At 61.7% G+C, this 16,599-nt stretch carries 16 protein-coding genes; 9 read left to right on the top strand and 7 right to left on the bottom strand.

Translation table 11 applies throughout. The features are described from left to right. Positions 1 to 28: 28 nt before the first annotated feature. Positions 29 to 460 (bottom strand): organic hydroperoxide resistance protein, encoded by a 432-nt coding sequence (locus H0482_RS04645; RefSeq protein ID WP_193728826.1) that lies wholly within the window; start codon positions 458 to 460, stop codon positions 29 to 31. Between the two features lie 104 nt (positions 461 to 564). Between H0482_RS04645 and H0482_RS04640 the strand changes: the two genes are divergently transcribed. Then, a complete protein-coding gene (locus H0482_RS04640) occupies positions 565 to 1,005 on the top strand; it encodes a MarR family winged helix-turn-helix transcriptional regulator (protein WP_230989431.1) in 441 nt (146 codons plus the stop codon). Positions 1,006 to 1,007: 2 nt separating this feature from the next. Here H0482_RS04640 and H0482_RS04635 read toward each other — a convergent pair whose 3' ends face one another. Continuing rightward, positions 1,008 to 1,994: a ribonuclease T2 family protein gene (locus H0482_RS04635; RefSeq protein WP_193728824.1), complete on the bottom strand. Its 987-nt coding sequence runs from the start codon at positions 1,992 to 1,994 to the stop codon at positions 1,008 to 1,010. Next, positions 1,991 to 2,899, bottom strand: a complete 909-nt coding sequence (locus H0482_RS04630; protein ID WP_193728823.1) for a sugar kinase — start codon at positions 2,897 to 2,899, stop codon at positions 1,991 to 1,993. Before H0482_RS04630 ends, H0482_RS04635 begins: the two co-directional genes overlap by 4 nt. 134 nt (positions 2,900 to 3,033) lie before the next feature. Between H0482_RS04630 and H0482_RS04625 the strand changes: the two genes are divergently transcribed. The 3 genes from H0482_RS04625 (at position 3,034) to H0482_RS04615 (ending at position 5,793) form a co-directional block, all read left to right on the top strand. Then, a complete protein-coding gene (locus tag H0482_RS04625) occupies positions 3,034 to 4,506 on the top strand; it encodes a mannitol dehydrogenase family protein (protein ID WP_330998195.1) in 1,473 nt (490 codons plus the stop codon). Between the two features lie 109 nt (positions 4,507 to 4,615). After that, on the top strand, positions 4,616 to 5,542 hold the full coding sequence (ypfJ, locus tag H0482_RS04620; RefSeq protein WP_193728821.1) for a KPN_02809 family neutral zinc metallopeptidase: 927 nt from the start codon (positions 4,616 to 4,618) through the stop codon (positions 5,540 to 5,542). 65 nt (positions 5,543 to 5,607) lie between these two features. Continuing rightward, entirely contained in the window at positions 5,608 to 5,793 is a 186-nt protein-coding gene (locus tag H0482_RS04615) for a cupin domain-containing protein (RefSeq protein WP_193728820.1), read from the top strand. Positions 5,794 to 5,836: 43 nt separating this feature from the next. On the opposite strand, the gene carA is transcribed toward H0482_RS04615, so the two are convergent. Further along, the gene (gene carA, locus H0482_RS04610; protein WP_407925692.1) at positions 5,837 to 7,051 is read right to left on the bottom strand and encodes a glutamine-hydrolyzing carbamoyl-phosphate synthase small subunit; all 1,215 of its coding nucleotides are present in this window, start codon (positions 7,049 to 7,051) and stop codon (positions 5,837 to 5,839) included. Positions 7,052 to 7,240: 189 nt separating this feature from the next. Between carA and H0482_RS04605 the strand changes: the two genes are divergently transcribed. After that, on the top strand, positions 7,241 to 7,693 hold the full coding sequence (locus H0482_RS04605) for a GatB/YqeY domain-containing protein (protein WP_193728818.1): 453 nt from the start codon (positions 7,241 to 7,243) through the stop codon (positions 7,691 to 7,693). A 5-nt stretch (positions 7,694 to 7,698) separates the two neighbouring features. Here the strand turns inward: H0482_RS04605 and H0482_RS04600 are convergent, their stop codons facing one another. Both H0482_RS04600 and H0482_RS04595 read right to left on the bottom strand, forming a co-directional pair. Further along, positions 7,699 to 8,844 carry a GGDEF domain-containing protein gene (locus H0482_RS04600; RefSeq protein WP_193728817.1) on the bottom strand — a complete coding sequence of 382 codons (1,146 nt, stop codon included), beginning with the start codon at positions 8,842 to 8,844 and terminating at the stop codon, positions 7,699 to 7,701. A 106-nt stretch (positions 8,845 to 8,950) separates the two neighbouring features. After that, on the bottom strand, positions 8,951 to 10,141 hold the full coding sequence (locus tag H0482_RS04595) for an MFS transporter (RefSeq protein WP_193728816.1): 1,191 nt from the start codon (positions 10,139 to 10,141) through the stop codon (positions 8,951 to 8,953). Positions 10,142 to 10,321: 180 nt separating this feature from the next. Here H0482_RS04595 and H0482_RS04590 point away from each other — a divergent pair, with 180 nt between their 5' ends. Then, positions 10,322 to 10,882, top strand: coding sequence for a DUF308 domain-containing protein (locus H0482_RS04590; RefSeq protein WP_193728815.1), 561 nt, complete (start codon positions 10,322 to 10,324; stop codon positions 10,880 to 10,882). A 22-nt stretch (positions 10,883 to 10,904) separates the two neighbouring features. Beyond that, positions 10,905 to 11,951, top strand: a complete 1,047-nt coding sequence (locus H0482_RS04585) for a glycoside hydrolase 5 family protein (RefSeq protein ID WP_193728814.1) — start codon at positions 10,905 to 10,907, stop codon at positions 11,949 to 11,951. 6 nt (positions 11,952 to 11,957) lie between these two features. Here H0482_RS04585 and H0482_RS04580 read toward each other — a convergent pair whose 3' ends face one another. Beyond that, a complete protein-coding gene (locus tag H0482_RS04580; RefSeq protein ID WP_193728813.1) occupies positions 11,958 to 12,332 on the bottom strand; it encodes a hypothetical protein in 375 nt (124 codons plus the stop codon). A gap of 73 nt (positions 12,333 to 12,405) precedes the next feature. Here H0482_RS04580 and dnaG point away from each other — a divergent pair, with 73 nt between their 5' ends. Then, positions 12,406 to 14,349 carry a DNA primase gene (dnaG, locus tag H0482_RS04575; RefSeq protein WP_193728812.1) on the top strand — a complete coding sequence of 648 codons (1,944 nt, stop codon included), beginning with the start codon at positions 12,406 to 12,408 and terminating at the stop codon, positions 14,347 to 14,349. 191 nt (positions 14,350 to 14,540) lie between these two features. After that, positions 14,541 to 16,589: an RNA polymerase sigma factor RpoD gene (gene rpoD, locus H0482_RS04570; protein ID WP_193728811.1), complete on the top strand. Its 2,049-nt coding sequence runs from the start codon at positions 14,541 to 14,543 to the stop codon at positions 16,587 to 16,589. The last annotated feature ends 10 nt before the right edge of the window (positions 16,590 to 16,599 follow it).

The raw sequence follows: 16,599 nt of genomic DNA, 5'->3' as shown, positions 1-16,599 counted from the left end.
ACAATCGTTAACGGATTGCCGCTTCCGCTCAGGCGACGGTCAGCGTCACATCGACATTGCCGCGCGTGGCGTTGGAATAGGGGCAGATCTGGTGGGCTTTCTGCACCAGGTCTTGTGCTTGCGCCTTGTCGAGGCCGGGAATGGCGACCTTGAGCTCAACGGCAATATTGAAGCCGGCGCCGTTGGCGTTGTCACCGAAGGATACTGCGGAGTCGATGCTGGTTTCGTCGGGAATTTTCACCTTCTCGCCGCGCGCAACAGCCTTGAGTGCGCCAAGGAAGCAGGCGGAATAGCCGACGGCGAAAAGCTGTTCCGGATTGGTGCCGGGGCCATCATTGCCGCCCATGGATTTGGGTGTGTCGAGCGTGACTTCAAGGCGGCCGTCATCGGTCTTGCTGGTGCCGGTGCGGCCGCCCGTGGTGTGGGCGTGGGCGGTATAGACTGCGGACTTGATGCTCATGGATCAGCTCCCTGGTTGGACAAGAGATGTATATTGCACAATTAAATTGCGTGCAATATAATTTTACATGCTAGTTTACACTGATGGATTTCCGGGGATTGAGAATGGCCGAAAAGCCGATGGCGACGATCGATCAGATGCTGTGTTTTGCGGTCTATTCAGCTGGACACGCCTTTACCCGCTTTTACAAACCGCGGCTTGAAGCTCTGGGCCTGACATATCCGCAATATCTGGTGTTCCTCGTGTTGTGGGAACGGGATGACATCAGTGTAAAGACGCTGGGCGAGCGTTTGTTCCTCGATTCTGGAACCATTACCCCCCTGATCAAGCGGCTGGAGGCGCGGGGGCTGGTGACGCGGCGGCGCGACGAGGATGACGAGCGGCAGGTGCGTATCAGGCTGACAGCCGAGGGAAAGGCATTGAAAGCCAAGGCAGAATCGGTGCCGCTCGCCGCCATGAAGGGCACCGGCCTGAGCGATGAAGCGGCCGACGCCCTGCGCCATGAATTGCTGGCGCTGCGGGAACGGCTCGACGTGGCGCTTTAGGCTTAGCGCAAGCCCACGGCATCCACCTGCCCGGAACGGCAATTGGCCTCGGCCGGATCGGCGGCGAGAAGCAGGGCGGCGAAGTCGTCGGGGCCGGTGATGTCGCCGGTGAGGCCGATGCGCAATTCGGTGATCAGCGTGCGATTGCCGTCCGGCGCACAATTGATGGCCACACGTTCACCGGCTCCTGCGCCAAAGGCCAGGTCAAAGGCGCCGCGTATCTCGGTGAGGGTCAGGCGCTTGCCGATATTGGCCGCAAACAGCTCGGCAACGGGGGAAGCGTTGAGCGCCAGCATCAGATCGAGCGAATCGGCGTAATATTCGCGCTGGCCGCCATCATAGCATGAGCCGTGCTTGACCCATTCATGGCGGTCGAGGCCCGATTGGCTGCCCGGCATGACCATATCGAGATCGCGGCGCTGGGCGATGGTGAGATCGAGCGGCGGTAGCTCGCGCCAGCGATTGTCCTGACTGGCAATGCGGTCGCGATTGGACACGTCGCAATATTCATTGCCACGCGGCTGCGGCCAGAGCCCATGCAGGGTGAAATTGGTGGCTTCGAACGCATTGGGGCGCTGGTCGCGACATTCGCGCGTGCGGCTGTTCAATTCGCAGAAGGCGGGCTGCCAGTTCACGGCGAGAATATATTGGGTGCCGCGATAGGATTGGGCAGCGGGCCTGGCTTCGGGCTCGCTGACAGCGAGCGCCGGACCTTTGCCGCAATTGACCGCGACCCAGCGCTGTGCCGGGCTGGCGCCGGGCACGACGATACGCAGATGCGATGGTGGACTTTTGTTTCCCGCCAGCAATTCATAATTTTCGCCCGGCGTCAGGATGACATTGCCCGGATTGGTTTCGCGGGAGATCGATTGCAGCGCCGGGCAGGCCCGATCAGCGGTAAAGGTGCCGGAGAGGGGTATTTCGGCGCGAGCCGGAAGCGCCAGCGCTGCAATGGCACACAATACGAGCGCTGCCGTCCGCAATGTCATCGCACCAGCCTGGGTTCGACCAGCGCGCCCTTGTGGCCGATGACGATGCCGGCCGTGCGGTGGGCGGCTTCGGCGGCTTGTTGCAAGCCGTCGCCATTGAGGCGGGCAGTGAGATAGGCGCCATTGAAGCTGTCGCCGGCGCCGGTGGCATCGACCACATTGGCGCCGGGGGGCGGCGCGACGCGGACCCGCTCGCTGGTCGTGGCGATCAGCGCCTCGTTGCTGCCGTCCTTGACGACGACCTCCTCGACGCCCAGTTCGAGATAGCGGTCGGCTGTGTCGTCGATGCTCTTGTCGCCGAACAGGGGGGCTTCGTCGCCATGGGTCGGCAGGACGATATCGCAGAGGCTGGCGGCGGCGGTGAGCACGCCGGTCATGACGCGTTGGCTGGTCCAGAGGGCCGGGCGGATATTGGTGTCGAACGCGATTTTCGCACCATTGTCGCGGGCCTTGACGATGGCGCCGAGAAGACGTCCGCGGGCGCGGGGGGCAAGAATGGCGAGGGTAATGCCGGAAAAATACACCAGTTCCGCCTTTTCGACGGCCTTGGCGAGGGCTTGCTTGTCGTCGGCCAGCAGTTTTGCGGCCGATGTGTCGCGCCAATAGGTGAAGTGCCGGTCGCCCTTTTCCTGATGGATCATATAGAGGCCGGGGCGGCGGCCGGGAATGGTCTGGATGTGACCGGTGCCGATGCCATTGTCGTCGAGAAAGGCGCGGATGTCGTTGGAATAGCGGTCTTCGCCGAGTGCGGTGACGTAATCGACTGACCAGTCCGTGCTGAGCAAAGCGCGCAAATACCAGGCGGTGTTGAGCGTATCGCCGGCATAGCCGAGGCGATAGGCGCGGTCTTCGCCGCCGCTCATTTCGATCATGCATTCTCCAATTGAGACAATGCGTCTGGTCACGAACGGCTCTCCTGCTAAATGGTTAGCTGGGTTATGCCGCTATGGGCTTGCCCCCGCAAGGGCTTCCAACTACACAGCACCTAACCTGCGCAAAACTTCCATACAAGACTGCGCATCGACGAGTGGAGACCGATGTGACCAAGCCCCGCCTCAGCCGGAACAGCCTTGCCACTCTTGCTGCGGGCATCACGGCCCCTGCTTATGATCGGGGCGCGGTGAGCGCCGGGATCGTGCATCTGGGGATCGGCGCGTTTCATCGCGCCCATATGGCGGTCTATGTCGATGATCTGCTGGCGGACGATCCGAGCTGGGGCATTGTCGGGGCCAGCCTGCGCCGGCCCGACACGAAGGAGGCGCTGGAGCCGCAGGACGGGCTCTATACGATTGCCGTTCGCGACGCCGCGGGAACCCATCCACGGGTGATCGGCTCGATCCTGTCGGTCATGGATGCGAACAGTCAGCGCGAAGACTTGCTGGCGCTCATGGCCGATCCAGCCATTCGCATTGTTTCGCTGACTGTCACCGAAAAGGGCTATTGCCACGACCCGGCCAATGGCGAACTGGACGAAAAGCATCCCGACATCGTGCATGACCTGGCCCATCCGGGTGCGCCGAAATCGGCGCCGGGCATGCTGGTCGAGGCGCTGGCGCGGCGCAAGGCGGCGGGCATCGCCCCTTTTGCCGTGATGAGCTGCGACAATCTGCCCAATAACGGGCAGACGGCCAAGCGCATCGTCACCAGGCTGGCCGCCTTGCGGAGCCCCGAATTGGGGCAATGGGTCGGGAATGTGGCCTTTCCTTCTACCATGGTGGACCGGATCGTGCCCTCGACCACGGACGCGGATCGAGCCGAAATCGCCGGACTGATCGGGGCCGAGGACGCCTGGCCGATCATGACCGAGCCCTTTACCCAATGGGTGATCGAAGATCACTTTCCCTCAGGCCGCCCGGCCTTCGAAAAGGCCGGTGCGCAGATGGTCAAGGATGTCGAGCCGTTCGAGCATATGAAATTGCGCATGCTCAATGGTTCGCATTCCACCATGGCCTATGCGGGCTATCTCGGCGGCTACGATTACATCGCCGAGGTCATGGGCGATGGTGCCTATGTAAAACTGATCCATGGGCTGATGACTGAAGAAGTCATGCCGACGCTGGACATGCCCGGCGTTGAACTGGGCGCCTATCGCGATCAATTGCTGGAGCGTTTCCGCAATCCGGCGCTCAAGCACCGGACCTGGCAGATCGCCATGGACGGCAGCCAGAAACTGCCGCAGCGCCTGCTCGGCACCATCCGCGACCGGCTGAAGGCGGGGCAGGGGATCGAGCGGCTGGCCTTGGGCGTCGCGGCCTGGATGCGCTATGTGACCGGCGTGGCCGAGGATGGCGGCGAGATCGATGTGCGCGACCCCCACGCCCTCAAGATGCACGCTATTGCCGCAGATGCGGGGGATGATCCCGGAGCGCTGTTTGACGGGTTGGTGGCGCTGACGGAAGTGTTCGGCACGGACCTGGCGGAGAATGGGGCTTTCAGAGCTTCAGTAGTGAACCATCTCGAAAATCTCTTCGATCTGGGGGTGCGGGCCAGCGTCGCCAAGGTGGTTGGATAGGCTTTCCGTTTCTCCAAAAGTCGTCCAACCGTATCGCGGTTTTTGGAACCGGTTCCCCCGCGCCGCACTTACTGCTAGCGTTTGCAGAGACTATCGAAAGGCGTCGGCAATGAAGTGGCAGGGCAGGCAGCGCAGTTCCAATATCGAAGATCGTCGGGGCCAGCGGGCCGGAGGCGGGCTTGGCGGTCTGGGCGGGCTCGGCGGCGGCAATCGCGGCAATATCCGTATTCCGACCGGTGGACGAGGGTCGCGGGGCGGAATTTCCAGCCTTGTCGGCATCATCGTCGTTCTGGGAATCATCTGGTTTGCGACTGGGCAGAATCCGCTCGACATGCTGACGGGTGGGGCCACCACCGCGCCATCCTCGGCGACATCGCAGCAATTGCCGGCGCAGGGACAGGATGAACTGGCCGATTTCGTTGCCGTGGTGATCAAGGAAACCGAGGATCTGTGGAGCCAGCAATTCGCCGCCATTGGCGAGAATTATCCCGAGCCCAATGTCGTGTTGTTCACCGACAGGGTGAACTCGGCCTGCGGGCTGGCCGATTCCTCGGTTGGGCCGTTCTATTGCCCCGGCGATAGCAAGGTCTATATCGACCTGGCCTTCTACGATCAGCTACATCGCCAGTTCGGCGCGCCGGGCGACTTTGCCCAGGCCTATGTGCTGGCGCATGAGGTGGGCCATCACGTGCAGAACCTCACCGGCGTGCTGCCCGATTTTAACCGGCGGCGCCAGAGCATGAGCCAGACCGAGGCCAATGCCTATTCGGTGCGGGTGGAATTGCAGGCCGATTGCTATGCGGGTGTGTGGGCCAATTATGCGGGCCAGAAGAACCTCCTGGAGCAGGGCGATATCGAGGAAGCCCTCAACGCCGCCAACCAAATCGGCGACGACACGCTGCAAAAGCGCATGCAGGGGTTCGCTGTACCCAAGACCTTCAACCACGGCACTTCAGCGCAGCGCAAGGCCTGGTTCGAGCGCGGTTTCCAGTCGGGCAATCCGGGAGATTGCGATACGTTCTCCGGCTCGGTCTAGGAGGCGCAGTTACAGCGCCGAACCGGACGGACATTTGGGCGTTCTCCTTGAAACAGGAGGACGCCATGCAAGGCAATATCGCTGCGGTTTCGCTTGAATATTTCGCCGATGATGGTCTGTTCCCCAACAGCCTCTTGCCGGTAGTGATCTACCGGAGGGCCCTGGCGGGCGAAGCTGTTTCAGCCGAAGCGCTGGAGCATTTGTTCGACTTCAATGGCTGGCCCAGTCAATGGCGGGCCGGTTCCGGATAGATGGAAATGAGAAAAGCCCCGGTCATGGACCGGGGCTTTGCAATCAGGCCGCGTCGCCGGGCGCGGAATATTCGGGCCTTTCGGGAAGGCCCTTCTGCTTGCGCACTTGGTTGAGGAAGCGGGTGAACAGATAATGGCTGTCCCTGGGGCCGGGGCTGGCCTCCGGGTGATATTGCACCGAAAAGATCGGCTTGCCATCGACGGCGAGGCCGGCGTTCGAGCCGTCAAAGAGCGACACATGGGTCTGGGTGACGCCGGCGGGCAGGCTTTCGGCGTCCACGGCGAAACCGTGGTTCATGGAGGTGATTTCGACCTTGCCGGTGGTCAGATCCTTGACCGGGTGATTGGCGCCGTGGTGGCCCTGATGCATCTTGGAGGTGGTGGCTCCAAGGGCGCGGCCGAGCAATTGGTGGCCGAGGCAGATACCGAAAATCGGTTTCTGCGTTTCAATCAATTTCTGGATGGTCGGCACGGCATAGACGCCGGTAGCGGCCGGATCGCCGGGGCCGTTGGACAGGAAGATGGCGTCGGGATTATGGCTCAGAATATCGGCGGCGGTCGCGGTGGCAGGAACTACGGTTACTCTGGCGCCCTGATCGACCAGGCAGCTCAGGATATTGCGCTTGGCGCCGTAATCGATGGCGACGACGTGAAATTGGGGATTGTCGAGCGTGCCATAGCCCTTGTCCCATTTCCAGGAGGTCTTGTCCCAGTGGTAGGTCTGGGCTGTGGTGACTTCCTTGGCGAGGTCGAGCCCGACAAGGCCCGGGAAGGCCCGAAGCTCGGCCTCGATGGATGGGTAGTCGAACTGGCCGGTAGGCTCATGGGCGATGACCCCGTTGGGCATGCCCTTTTCGCGGATCAAGGCCGTCAGCGCGCGGGTGTCGATGCCGGCAATGCCAACGATATTGCGCTTCTTGAGCCAGACGTCGAGCTTTTCGGCGGCACGGTAATTGGACGGATTGGTGACGTCGGCCTTGAGCACCACGCCACGCACGCCCGACAGCGCGGCCATGTTCACCGTTTCGATGTCCTCGTCATTGGTGCCGACATTGCCGATATGGGGAAAGGTGAAGGTGACGATCTGCCCGGCATAGGAGGGGTCGGTCAAGACTTCCTGATAGCCGGTCATGGCGGTGTTGAAACAGACTTCGCCGGCCGAATGGCCTTCGGCGCCGAGGCCATGACCTTCCAATCGAGTGCCGTCTGCCAGAATCAGCACTGCGGTCGCGGGTTTTTGCTGCCAGCCGGTCACGATGGGTCTCCAAGCTCGGTTTACTGAGGTCGCGCGACAAGGGGCGGTGGCGGGAGCCTGCCTCACTGTTGCAGCGATGATGTCGGTTGAGGCTTCCCTTTAGAAGCCTGGCGCGGGGAGCGCAAGTGGCGCAGATCGCGTTTCTTGCCTATATGGGAGCGACAAATTTGCAGGACAAGGAGCCATCGGGACATGCGCGAAGACATCAGTGAAGGGCTCAAGCAGGCGTTGAAGGCCCGCGACCAGCGGCGCACCCTCACCTTGCGGTCGATTAATTCCGCTATCCAGGACCGCGATATTGCCAATCGCGGCGAGGGCAAGGGTCCGGCGACGAACGATGAAATTCTCGCCATGATTCAGAAAATGGTGAAGCAGCGCGAGGAGAGCTTTGCCATCTATGCGCAGGCCGGACGCGCCGACCTCGCCACGGTGGAAAAGGAAGAGATCGATATTCTCAATGAATTCCTGCCCAAGGGATTGAGCGAGGACGAGGTCACGGCCGCCATCGCCGCTGCGATCAGTGCGACAGGGGCGGAAGGGCCCAAGGACATGGGCAAGGTGATCGCTCAGCTCAAGGTCGACTATCCCGGCCGCATCGATTTCGGCAAGGTCAGCGGGCAGGTGCGGGCGGCGCTGAGCGCCTGAATGTGTCAGGCGACCCGTTGAAGGGCTGCCAGTTGCACCTGGTTGCGGCCGGCGCGCTTTGCCTTGTAGAGCGCGTCGTCGGCGCGGCGGAGCACGGATGAAAAGGTTTCGTTGGTGCCCCCGGTCGCCAGGCCCGCGCTGACAGTGGCGATCTCGCCATTGTCCCCAATCGGGATCTGTAGTGCGGCGAAGCCCAGCCGAATCTGTTCGGCGGCCCGGCGCGCCGCCTCGCGATCGAGTCCGGGCAGGATCACGCAGAATTCCTCCCCGCCAATGCGAGCGATGATGTCCTCAGCACGCAATTGAGTGCTGAGGACATCGGCGAAATGCTGCAACACCACGTCGCCCTGCGCATGGCCCAGCCGATCGTTGATCTGCTTGAAATGATCGAGGTCGAACATCAGCACGGCAAGTCCGCTGACCGAATCGGTTTCTCGGATACGGTCGAACAGCGCGCGCCGGTTGAGCACGCCGGTGAGCGGATCGGTATGGGCTTCGTCGCGGTGGAGGCGTGCTGCCCGGGCGTGATGCAGCGTCAGGGTAATGGCGCCAATGCCCGTCAGGCCGACCAGCGAGAGGATGGAATTGACGTCTTCGGCCCAGTTACTGGGCGGAGCGGACAATTTCCATTTGCCCTCAATTGCAAGAACGGCCGCGCAGGCCATGAAGGACAGAGACGCAAGCGTATAGAGCGCGGCATTGGTCACCATGGGAACCCGGGTATCGTCGCGGCCGCGCCAATATTCCAGTCCGCATAGGAACATCAGGATGGCGCATCCGACATTGAGCAGGATGGTGCCGATTCCGGAATAACCGAGGAGGAAGGCAGTGACCGTCGCGACGATGGCGGTTCCGCCCACCAGCAGCGCCGGGCGCAGGTCGGCCTTGGCGTCGCGGAACAGGCGGGAGCCCGCATAGACGAGAGCAAAGCCCGCCAGCAACATCGAAAAAGGCACGGCCTGGAAAACGAGATCGTAGCGGCCGTCGCGGATGCCCATGGCGAGCAGCGCAAGGACCACCAGCCCGATACCGGAGGCGCCATAGACCAGGTAGGTTTGCTGGCGGGCATGCAGCCAGCCGATCAGCAGGGCCACCGTCAGGGAGGCGCTGGAAAAAGCGATGCCGATCAGCAAAGAAGCATTGTCCAGCATGTTGCCTATGCCTTGCGCAAGTGTTGAGGGGCGGGGCTGTCTTAGCGCCGAAACGGCAAGAGATTGCTAAAGGCGCTGTCAAAATACGCTGATAGTGACAAAAATATTATCGCGCCTCAGCCGGGGCCGGTCTCGGTGGCCTGGCGCCGCTGCGCTTTTCCAACGTCGCGGAAATAATGATGATGATCACCGAAAGCGCCAGGCAGATCGTGCCGATAAGAGGCAGGGCGCGATAGCCGGTGCCGGCATCGAGCAGGCTTGCGCCGAGAAAGGCGCCGATGGCGATCCCGAGATTGAAGCCGGTGGGGATCAGCGACGAGGTCAGGTTCGGCGCGTCGGCCGCCCACATCAGCATGCGCGATTGCAGTGGCGAACCGAAGGCGAAATTGGCGCCCCCCCAGAGCACAACCATGATCGACATGGCTACGGGATAGGGGCTAACGAAATAGAGGCCGGTGAACAGGACGGTCTGGATGGCCAAGACGACGATGAGAGAAGGCAGCAAACGCCAATCAGCCAGACGGCCGCCGATGAATACCCCGATGGTCGAGCCGATGCCGTAAAGCAGCAGGATAAGCGGAATGGCCTGGGAATCGAGCCCGGTAACGTCGGTGAGCAGAGGCGCGATATAGGTGAAGAGGCTGTATTGGCCTACCATGACCAGGACGGACACGATGAGGCTGGTGGCCACCTGCTGGCGGCCCAGGACAGTGAATTCCCGCCGCAGACTGCCCTGGCCCGTGGAGGCACCAGTATTGGCGGGCAGGACAGCGGCGATGATGAGCGTGGCCACCAGTGCCAGCGCGCCCACGGCCCAGAATGTGGTGCGCCAGCCGAAAGCATTGCCAATGGCGGTTCCGGCGGGCACGCCAAGAATATTGGAGACGGTCAGGCCGGCAAGGATCAGCGCCATGGCAAATCCGCGACGCTCGGGCGGAACGATATTGGTGGAAAGGATGAAGGCGATACCGAAGTAGCTGCCATGCAGGACCGATACGAAGATGCGGGCCAGCATCAGCAATTCGAAATTGGGCGCCGATGCGCAGAGCGCCTGTCCCAGCGTGAACCCGGCCCCGAGCAGCAATACCAGCAACTTCCGGTTCAGTTTCTTGGTGACCAGCGTCAGGAGCGGGCCGCCGACAGCAATGCCTATGGCATAGCCCGAGACCAGGAATCCCGCCATGGGTATGGAGACGCCCAGGCCGAGCGCGACGTCGGGCAACACGCCGGCAATGACGAATTCGGCCGTGCCAAAGGCGAAAGCAACGAGGAACAGCGCGATAAGCGGCAGAGACATGAAACAGCAGGCATCGTTTGGAATGGAGCCGCCACATTCCATGTCCGGGCGGCAAGGGCAATCCTCAATTTTCAGCGGGGTTGACGGAAAACTCTGTCTGTAGAGCTGTTGGCGCGACTCCGCGAAAGGTTTAGGCTGGCCTACGTGAGTGGCTGCGGCTGGCCCGCAAGGAGACAAGGAATGGCTGTTTCTTCCAAAACTAAAAAACGCTTCGCGCTGGCGACCGCCCTGCGTGGCCTGCTGATGCTGCTGGGCGGTATCTACGCCGTCATCTGGCCGATGGATGCCTTGGCAGTGCTGGTGCTGTTCGGCGGCATCCTGCTGATCATCGATGGTGTGCTGGGTCTGTGGAGTCTGACCTTCGGCGGCGGAAAAAGCGGCAATTACTGGTTCGACGTGGTGGCCAATGTGGCGTCGCTGCTGCTGGGCATTGTGATTTTGATCAGCCCGTTTCTGGCCACGATCTTCACAGTCACGTTCCTTTCTGCGCTGGTCGGAATCGCGGCGATCCTTGTCGGCGTGATGCAGATCGTCGTGGTGGTCCGCGAGCGCGAAAGCTATGCCCGAATCTGGCCGGTGGTGCTCTCGGGTATTTCGTATGTTCTGTTGGGCCTCGTCTTCCTGATCTTTCCGCTGCTCAGCGCCTCGGTCGGCATGATCGTCGGCGGTGTGCTGCTGATCACCTTTGCCATCGGCCTGTTCGGTTGGGCCTGGCGGCTCTATCAGTCCAGCAAGGCCTGAATCTGGTTTCGAGGACATTTTTATGACGGATATTTCGGCCCCGGGGCGCTGGTCGGCGGCCCGGGCACAGGAATGGTACGCTCGCCAACCCTGGCTGGTTGGCGCCAATTTCGTGCCGTCCAGCGCTTCCAACCAATTGGAGATGTGGCAGGCCGAGACTTTCGACCCCGCGCAGATTGAAACGGAACTGGGCTGGGCGGCGGAACTGGGCATGAACTCCATGCGAGTGTTTCTGCACGACCTGCTCTGGGCCCAGGATGCCGGTGGTCTCAAGGACCGGATCGCGCGATATCTCGATATTGCCCACAGCAAGGGGATCAGTACCATGCTGGTGCTGTTCGACTCGGTGTGGAACCCGGATGTGGCGCTGGGCAAGCAGCCCGAGCCGCGCGCGGGTGTGCATAATTCACAATGGGTGCAAGGTCCGGGCCGGGCTTTGGCCGATCCGGCCCAACATGGACGGCTGCGCGGCTATGTCGAGGATGTTGTCGCCAGTTTCGGCCAGGACGAGCGCGTCATCGTCTGGGATATTTGGAACGAACCGAGCAATCTCAATGGCGGGCGGTTCGAGGAATTGTCGGACAAGCATGCCTTGATCGCGGATTTGCTGCCGCAGGTCTTCGCCTGGGCGCGGAATGGAAATCCCGATCAGCCGCTGACCTCTGGTGTCTGGGCCGGCACGACGCTCTATGACGATCCGCATGCGCGCATCCAGATCAAGAATTCCGATATTGTCAGCTTCCACGACTATCAGACACCGGAGCTGTTCGAAGCCAAGCTGCTCGACCTGCCGCGCGACCGACCGCTGTTTCTGACCGAGTTCATGGCACGGACGCCCGGCAGCACGTTTGAAGGCATTTTGCCGATCGCGAAGCGCGAGAATATCGCGTCCTATTGCTGGGGCCTCGTCGCGGGGCGCTCGCAGACGCTTTATCCTTGGGACAGTTGGGCAAATCCCTATGTCGCCGCCATGCCCGATCCATGGTTTCATGACGTATTCCACACCGATGGGCGGCCCTATCGAGACAACGAAGTGGAGTTCTTGCGCCGGATAACCGGGAAAGGCTGATCGTCTCTAGCGGTAGATCACGCTGATCCCGGCGACGCTGTCGTCCTGCCGGTATATTTCAGCGCCTTGTGGCAGAGTCAGCTCGATATCACCATTGGCATTCCAGGCGGGCTCAAGGCCTGCATTGCTGGCTACCGAGACAAAGCTGGCGGCGTCGAAGGGGATTTCTTCACCCTGCGGCACCAGCGCGGCTTGAATATTGGCTTCGGTGGCGCCGCAGGCGCGGGAGAAGGTGACGAGATCGAATTGGCTGTCAGGCGCAGTCAGGCGCTGGTGCTCGCTGACTATGCATTCGGGGAGAAGGTCATTGACGAACCAGAGCGTCATGCCGATGGCCAAAGCGGGGCCGATGGTCAAGGCCAGCAAGATAGCGGGTGGCATTTTCGTCTGCGGCATGATTGTGGATAAGTTCCTTGTTGATGACTCCGGGCGCTGCAGCGCCTAGATAACACAAATGCGCTTTACCGATCAGTTTCTGGACGAGATCCGTCAGCGCCTGCCGATAACGCAGGTGGTGGGCGAGCATGTGCTGTGGGACAAACGCAAAAGCCAGCCCGGCAAGGGCGACATGTGGGCCTGCTGCCCATTCCATGCCGAAAAAAGCCCGAGCTTTCACGCCGATGACCGGCGCGGCATCTATCATTGCTTCGGCTGCGGCGCCTCGGGCGATCACTTTCGGTTCCTGACCGAAAAGGCAGGAATGAGCTTTCCCGAGGCCGTCGAGAAGCTGGCGGGCATGGCCGGGGTGCCGATGCCGGCGCGCGACGAGCGCAGCGAGAGGCGCGAGGCCGAGCAGAAATCGCTGGTCGAGGTCATGGATCTTGCCACCAAATATTTCGAGGCGGCGTTGGCGCATAATATCGGGGCGCGGGCGCGGGGCTATCTGTTCGAGCGGGGCGTCTCGGCGGGAAGCCAGTCCCGTTTCCGGATCGGCTTCGCCCCCGACAGCCGCAATGGGCTCAAGGAGCATCTGGCCGCCAATGGCGTCTCGGCGCAGGCCATGGTCGATACTGGACTCGTCACCAGCCGCGACGGCGATCCATTGACCTATGACCGGTTCCGCAATCGCGTCATGTTTCCGATCACCGACTTTCGGGGCCGGGTGATTGCCTTTGGCGGGCGGGCGATGAGCCCGGATGTGCCGGCCAAATATCTCAACTCCCCGGAAACCCAGCTCTTTTCCAAGCGGCAGACGCTTTACAACGGGCAGGCAGCCCGGGCGGCAGCGCGGGATGGAGCGACGGTTATTGTCGTGGAAGGCTATCTCGACGTGATCGCTTCGGTTGCCGCCGGCTTTGAGGGCGCGGTCGCGCCGCTGGGCACGGCCCTGACCGAGGAACATGTGCAATTGCTCTGGCGGATGAGCGATGCGCCGGTCCTTTGCTTTGATGGCGACAAGGCCGGTTTGAAGGCCGCCGAGCGGGCCGCCGACCTGGTTCTGCCCCATCTAAAGCCGGGCAAGACGGTAAAGATCGCCACCCTGCCGGAAGGGCAGGATCCCGACGACCTGATCAAGTCGCAAGGCAAGGCCGCCTTTACCGAGGTGATCGAGAAGGCGCGCTCGCTCTCCGATATGGTGTGGAGCTTCGAGACCGGCGGGGGGCTGGTGCCGGAAGCGCCCGAGGAACGTGCGGCGCTTCAGGCGCGGCTGCGCGAACGGACCAATTCCATCCAGGATTCCACGGTCCGGTTCCATTACAGTCAGGCGTTCGACGAGAAGATCAAGGCGTTCTTCGCCCCGCTGCGGCAGGGTGGCCGGGACAATTGGCGCGGCGGCGGCAAGCCGGCCTATGGGCAGAGCGGCGCCTATGGTTATCCGGGGCGGGGCACGCCGCGGCTGGTCGTCTCGGATACGCTGAAAAATTCCCGCCTGCTGCGGCCCAGCGCGGTTGCCGACGCCTCTCCTCGCGAGGCGACGATCATCATGGCGCTGGTCAATCATCCGGCTCTGGTCGAAGACAGTTTCGAGGCGCTGGCGGCGCTGGATTGTGAAACTCCCGTGGCACAGAAAGTGTTGGGCGACATTCTGGCGCTGGCGGTGCGGCATCACGATATTGCCGCCGACGACCTGCGCGCTGCCCTGGGCGTGCGCGGGCATGGCCCGGCGCTAGACCGGATGGCGGACACGCTTTCCCGGCAGGGGGTGTGGCAAGTGAGCGCGGAAACGGCGCGCGCGGACGCTGAGACCGGATTAAGCCATGCGCTGGCCTTGCATAACAAGAAAGTTCAGCTAAATAGGGAACTGAAAGCAGCCGAAGCCGCGCTGGGCGAAGACCCGAGCGAAGAAACCTTTGAAAGGCTGCGTGACATCAAGAACCAGATTACCACTGTCGATGGCACAGAGGCATTGATCGAAGGATTTGGTTCGCTATCGGGACGCGCAACTCGCAGTTTTTAGGGGTTAATCCTTGAAGGCGGCGATGATGCGCGATTTTGCGTTATGGCGAATCACTTCGTCATGGCATCCGAAGCGACCGAAACTGGGATGGATCGTTAACGGTCCGGTGACCAGACCTTTACCTTGTCTTGAGTTGTCACCACCTAAGACACAGCCGGGACCGCACGCCCATGGGTTCCGAGGAGTAAATGATGGCCACCAAGGCAGCGAACAAAGTTTCCAAGGATACCGAAAAGCCGGAAACCGGCGCGGTCGAGACGTCCAATGACGGTCCGTTGATCGATCAAAACGACGCTGCGGTCAAAAAGCTGATCAAGGTCGCCAAGAAGCGCGGCTATGTCACTTACGAAGAATTGAACGCCGTTCTGCCCTCGGACGAAACCAGTTCCGAGCAGATCGAGGATTTCATGTCCATGTTCTCGGAAATGGGCATCAATGTCGTCGATGAGGACGAGGTCGAGGAAACCGAGGTCGAGAAGGACGAGGACGAGGGCGGCACCGAAGTTGCTACCGCCACCGGCACGGCCGTCGCCAATACCTCCAATACCAAGGCCGGTTCTGACCGTACCGACGATCCGGTGCGCATGTATCTGCGCGAAATGGGCTCGGTGGAATTGCTCAGCCGCGAGGGCGAAATAGCCATCGCCAAGCGCATCGAGGCGGGCCGCGAGACGATGATCGAGGGGCTGTGCGAGAGCCCGCTGACCTTCCAGGCCATCATCATCTGGCGCGACCAGCTCGCCCAGGGTGAAATCCTGCTGCGCGACATCATCGACCTCGAAGCGACTTATGCCGGCCCCGATGCCAAGCAGGCTGCGCCCGAAATTCCGGTGCCGGCGCCTAAGGCGGAGCAAGCGCCGGTTCAGACCAAGCCCGCGCCGCGTCGTGCGAGTTCCGGGGACGATGACGATTACGTGCCCGAAGAACCGCAGGCGCCGCAGGATCCGGTCGAGGACGACGACGACGAATTCGACAATGCCCTGTCGCTGTCGGCCATGGAAGCCGAGCTGAAGCCGCAGGTGGTGGAGACCTTCGACCGCATCGCTGAAGCCTATGGGCAGATGCGCGAAATGCAGGATCGTCACGCCGAGGATCGCAGCGCCGCCGTGTCCGATGCGGAGACCGCGCGGTTGGGCACATTGCGCGCCGATGTGATCACCGATGTGAAGTCGCTGTCGCTCAACAATGGCCGTATCGAAAGCCTGGTCGAACAGCTTTACGACATCAACAAGCGCCTGGTGCGTCTCGAAGGGCGGCTGTTGCGCTTGGCCGAGAGCTATGGCGTCAAGCGCGAAGCCTTCCTCGACAATTATTATGGCCGCGAACTGGACCCGAGCTGGGAATGGTCGCTGGAGAGCTTCGAAGGCAAGGGCTGGGCGGAATTCGCCCGTCGCGAAACCGACACCATTGCCGACATTCGCCGCGAAATCGCGACCTTGGCCACCGAAGCTGGCCTCGATGTCGGCGAATATCGTCGCCTCGTGCACAAGGTGCAGAAGGGTGAGCGGGAAGCTGCCATCGCCAAGAAGGAAATGGTCGAGGCCAATCTGCGTCTCGTGATTTCCATCGCCAAGAAATACACCAATCGCGGCCTGCAATTCCTCGACCTCATCCAGGAAGGCAATATCGGGTTGATGAAGGCAGTCGATAAGTTTGAATATCGGCGCGGCTACAAGTTCTCGACCTATGCGACCTGGTGGATCCGTCAGGCGATCACCCGTTCCATCGCCGATCAGGCCCGCACCATCCGTATTCCGGTGCACATGATCGAGACGATCAACAAGATCGTGCGCACCAGCCGCCAGATGCTGCACGAGATCGGTCGTGAGCCGACACCGGAAGAATTGTCCGAAAAGCTGCAAATGCCTTTGGACAAGGTGCGCAAGGTGCTCAAGATCGCCAAGGAGCCGATCAGCCTCGAAACGCCGATTGGCGACGAGGAGGATTCCAACCTCGGCGATTTCATTCAGGACGTGAATGCGATCCAGCCGATCGATGCGGCGATCCAGTCCAACCTGCGCGAGACCACGACCCGCGTTCTGGCTTCGCTTACTCCGCGTGAGGAGCGCGTGCTGCGCATGCGTTTCGGTATCGGCATGAACACCGATCACACGCTGGAAGAAGTGGGCCAGCAATTCTCGGTGACGCGCGAGCGTATCCGCCAGATCGAAGCCAAGGCGCTGCGCAAGCTCAAGCATCCGAGCCGCAGCCGGAAGCTGCGGAGCTTCCTGGACAATTAGGCGCGACCCA

Source organism: Devosia faecipullorum (assembly GCF_015158295.1).
Classification (GTDB): Bacteria; Pseudomonadota; Alphaproteobacteria; order Rhizobiales; family Devosiaceae; genus Devosia; species Devosia faecipullorum.
Note: the sequence above shows the minus strand (reverse complement) of the source record. Positions and strands in the feature narration are given on the sequence as shown.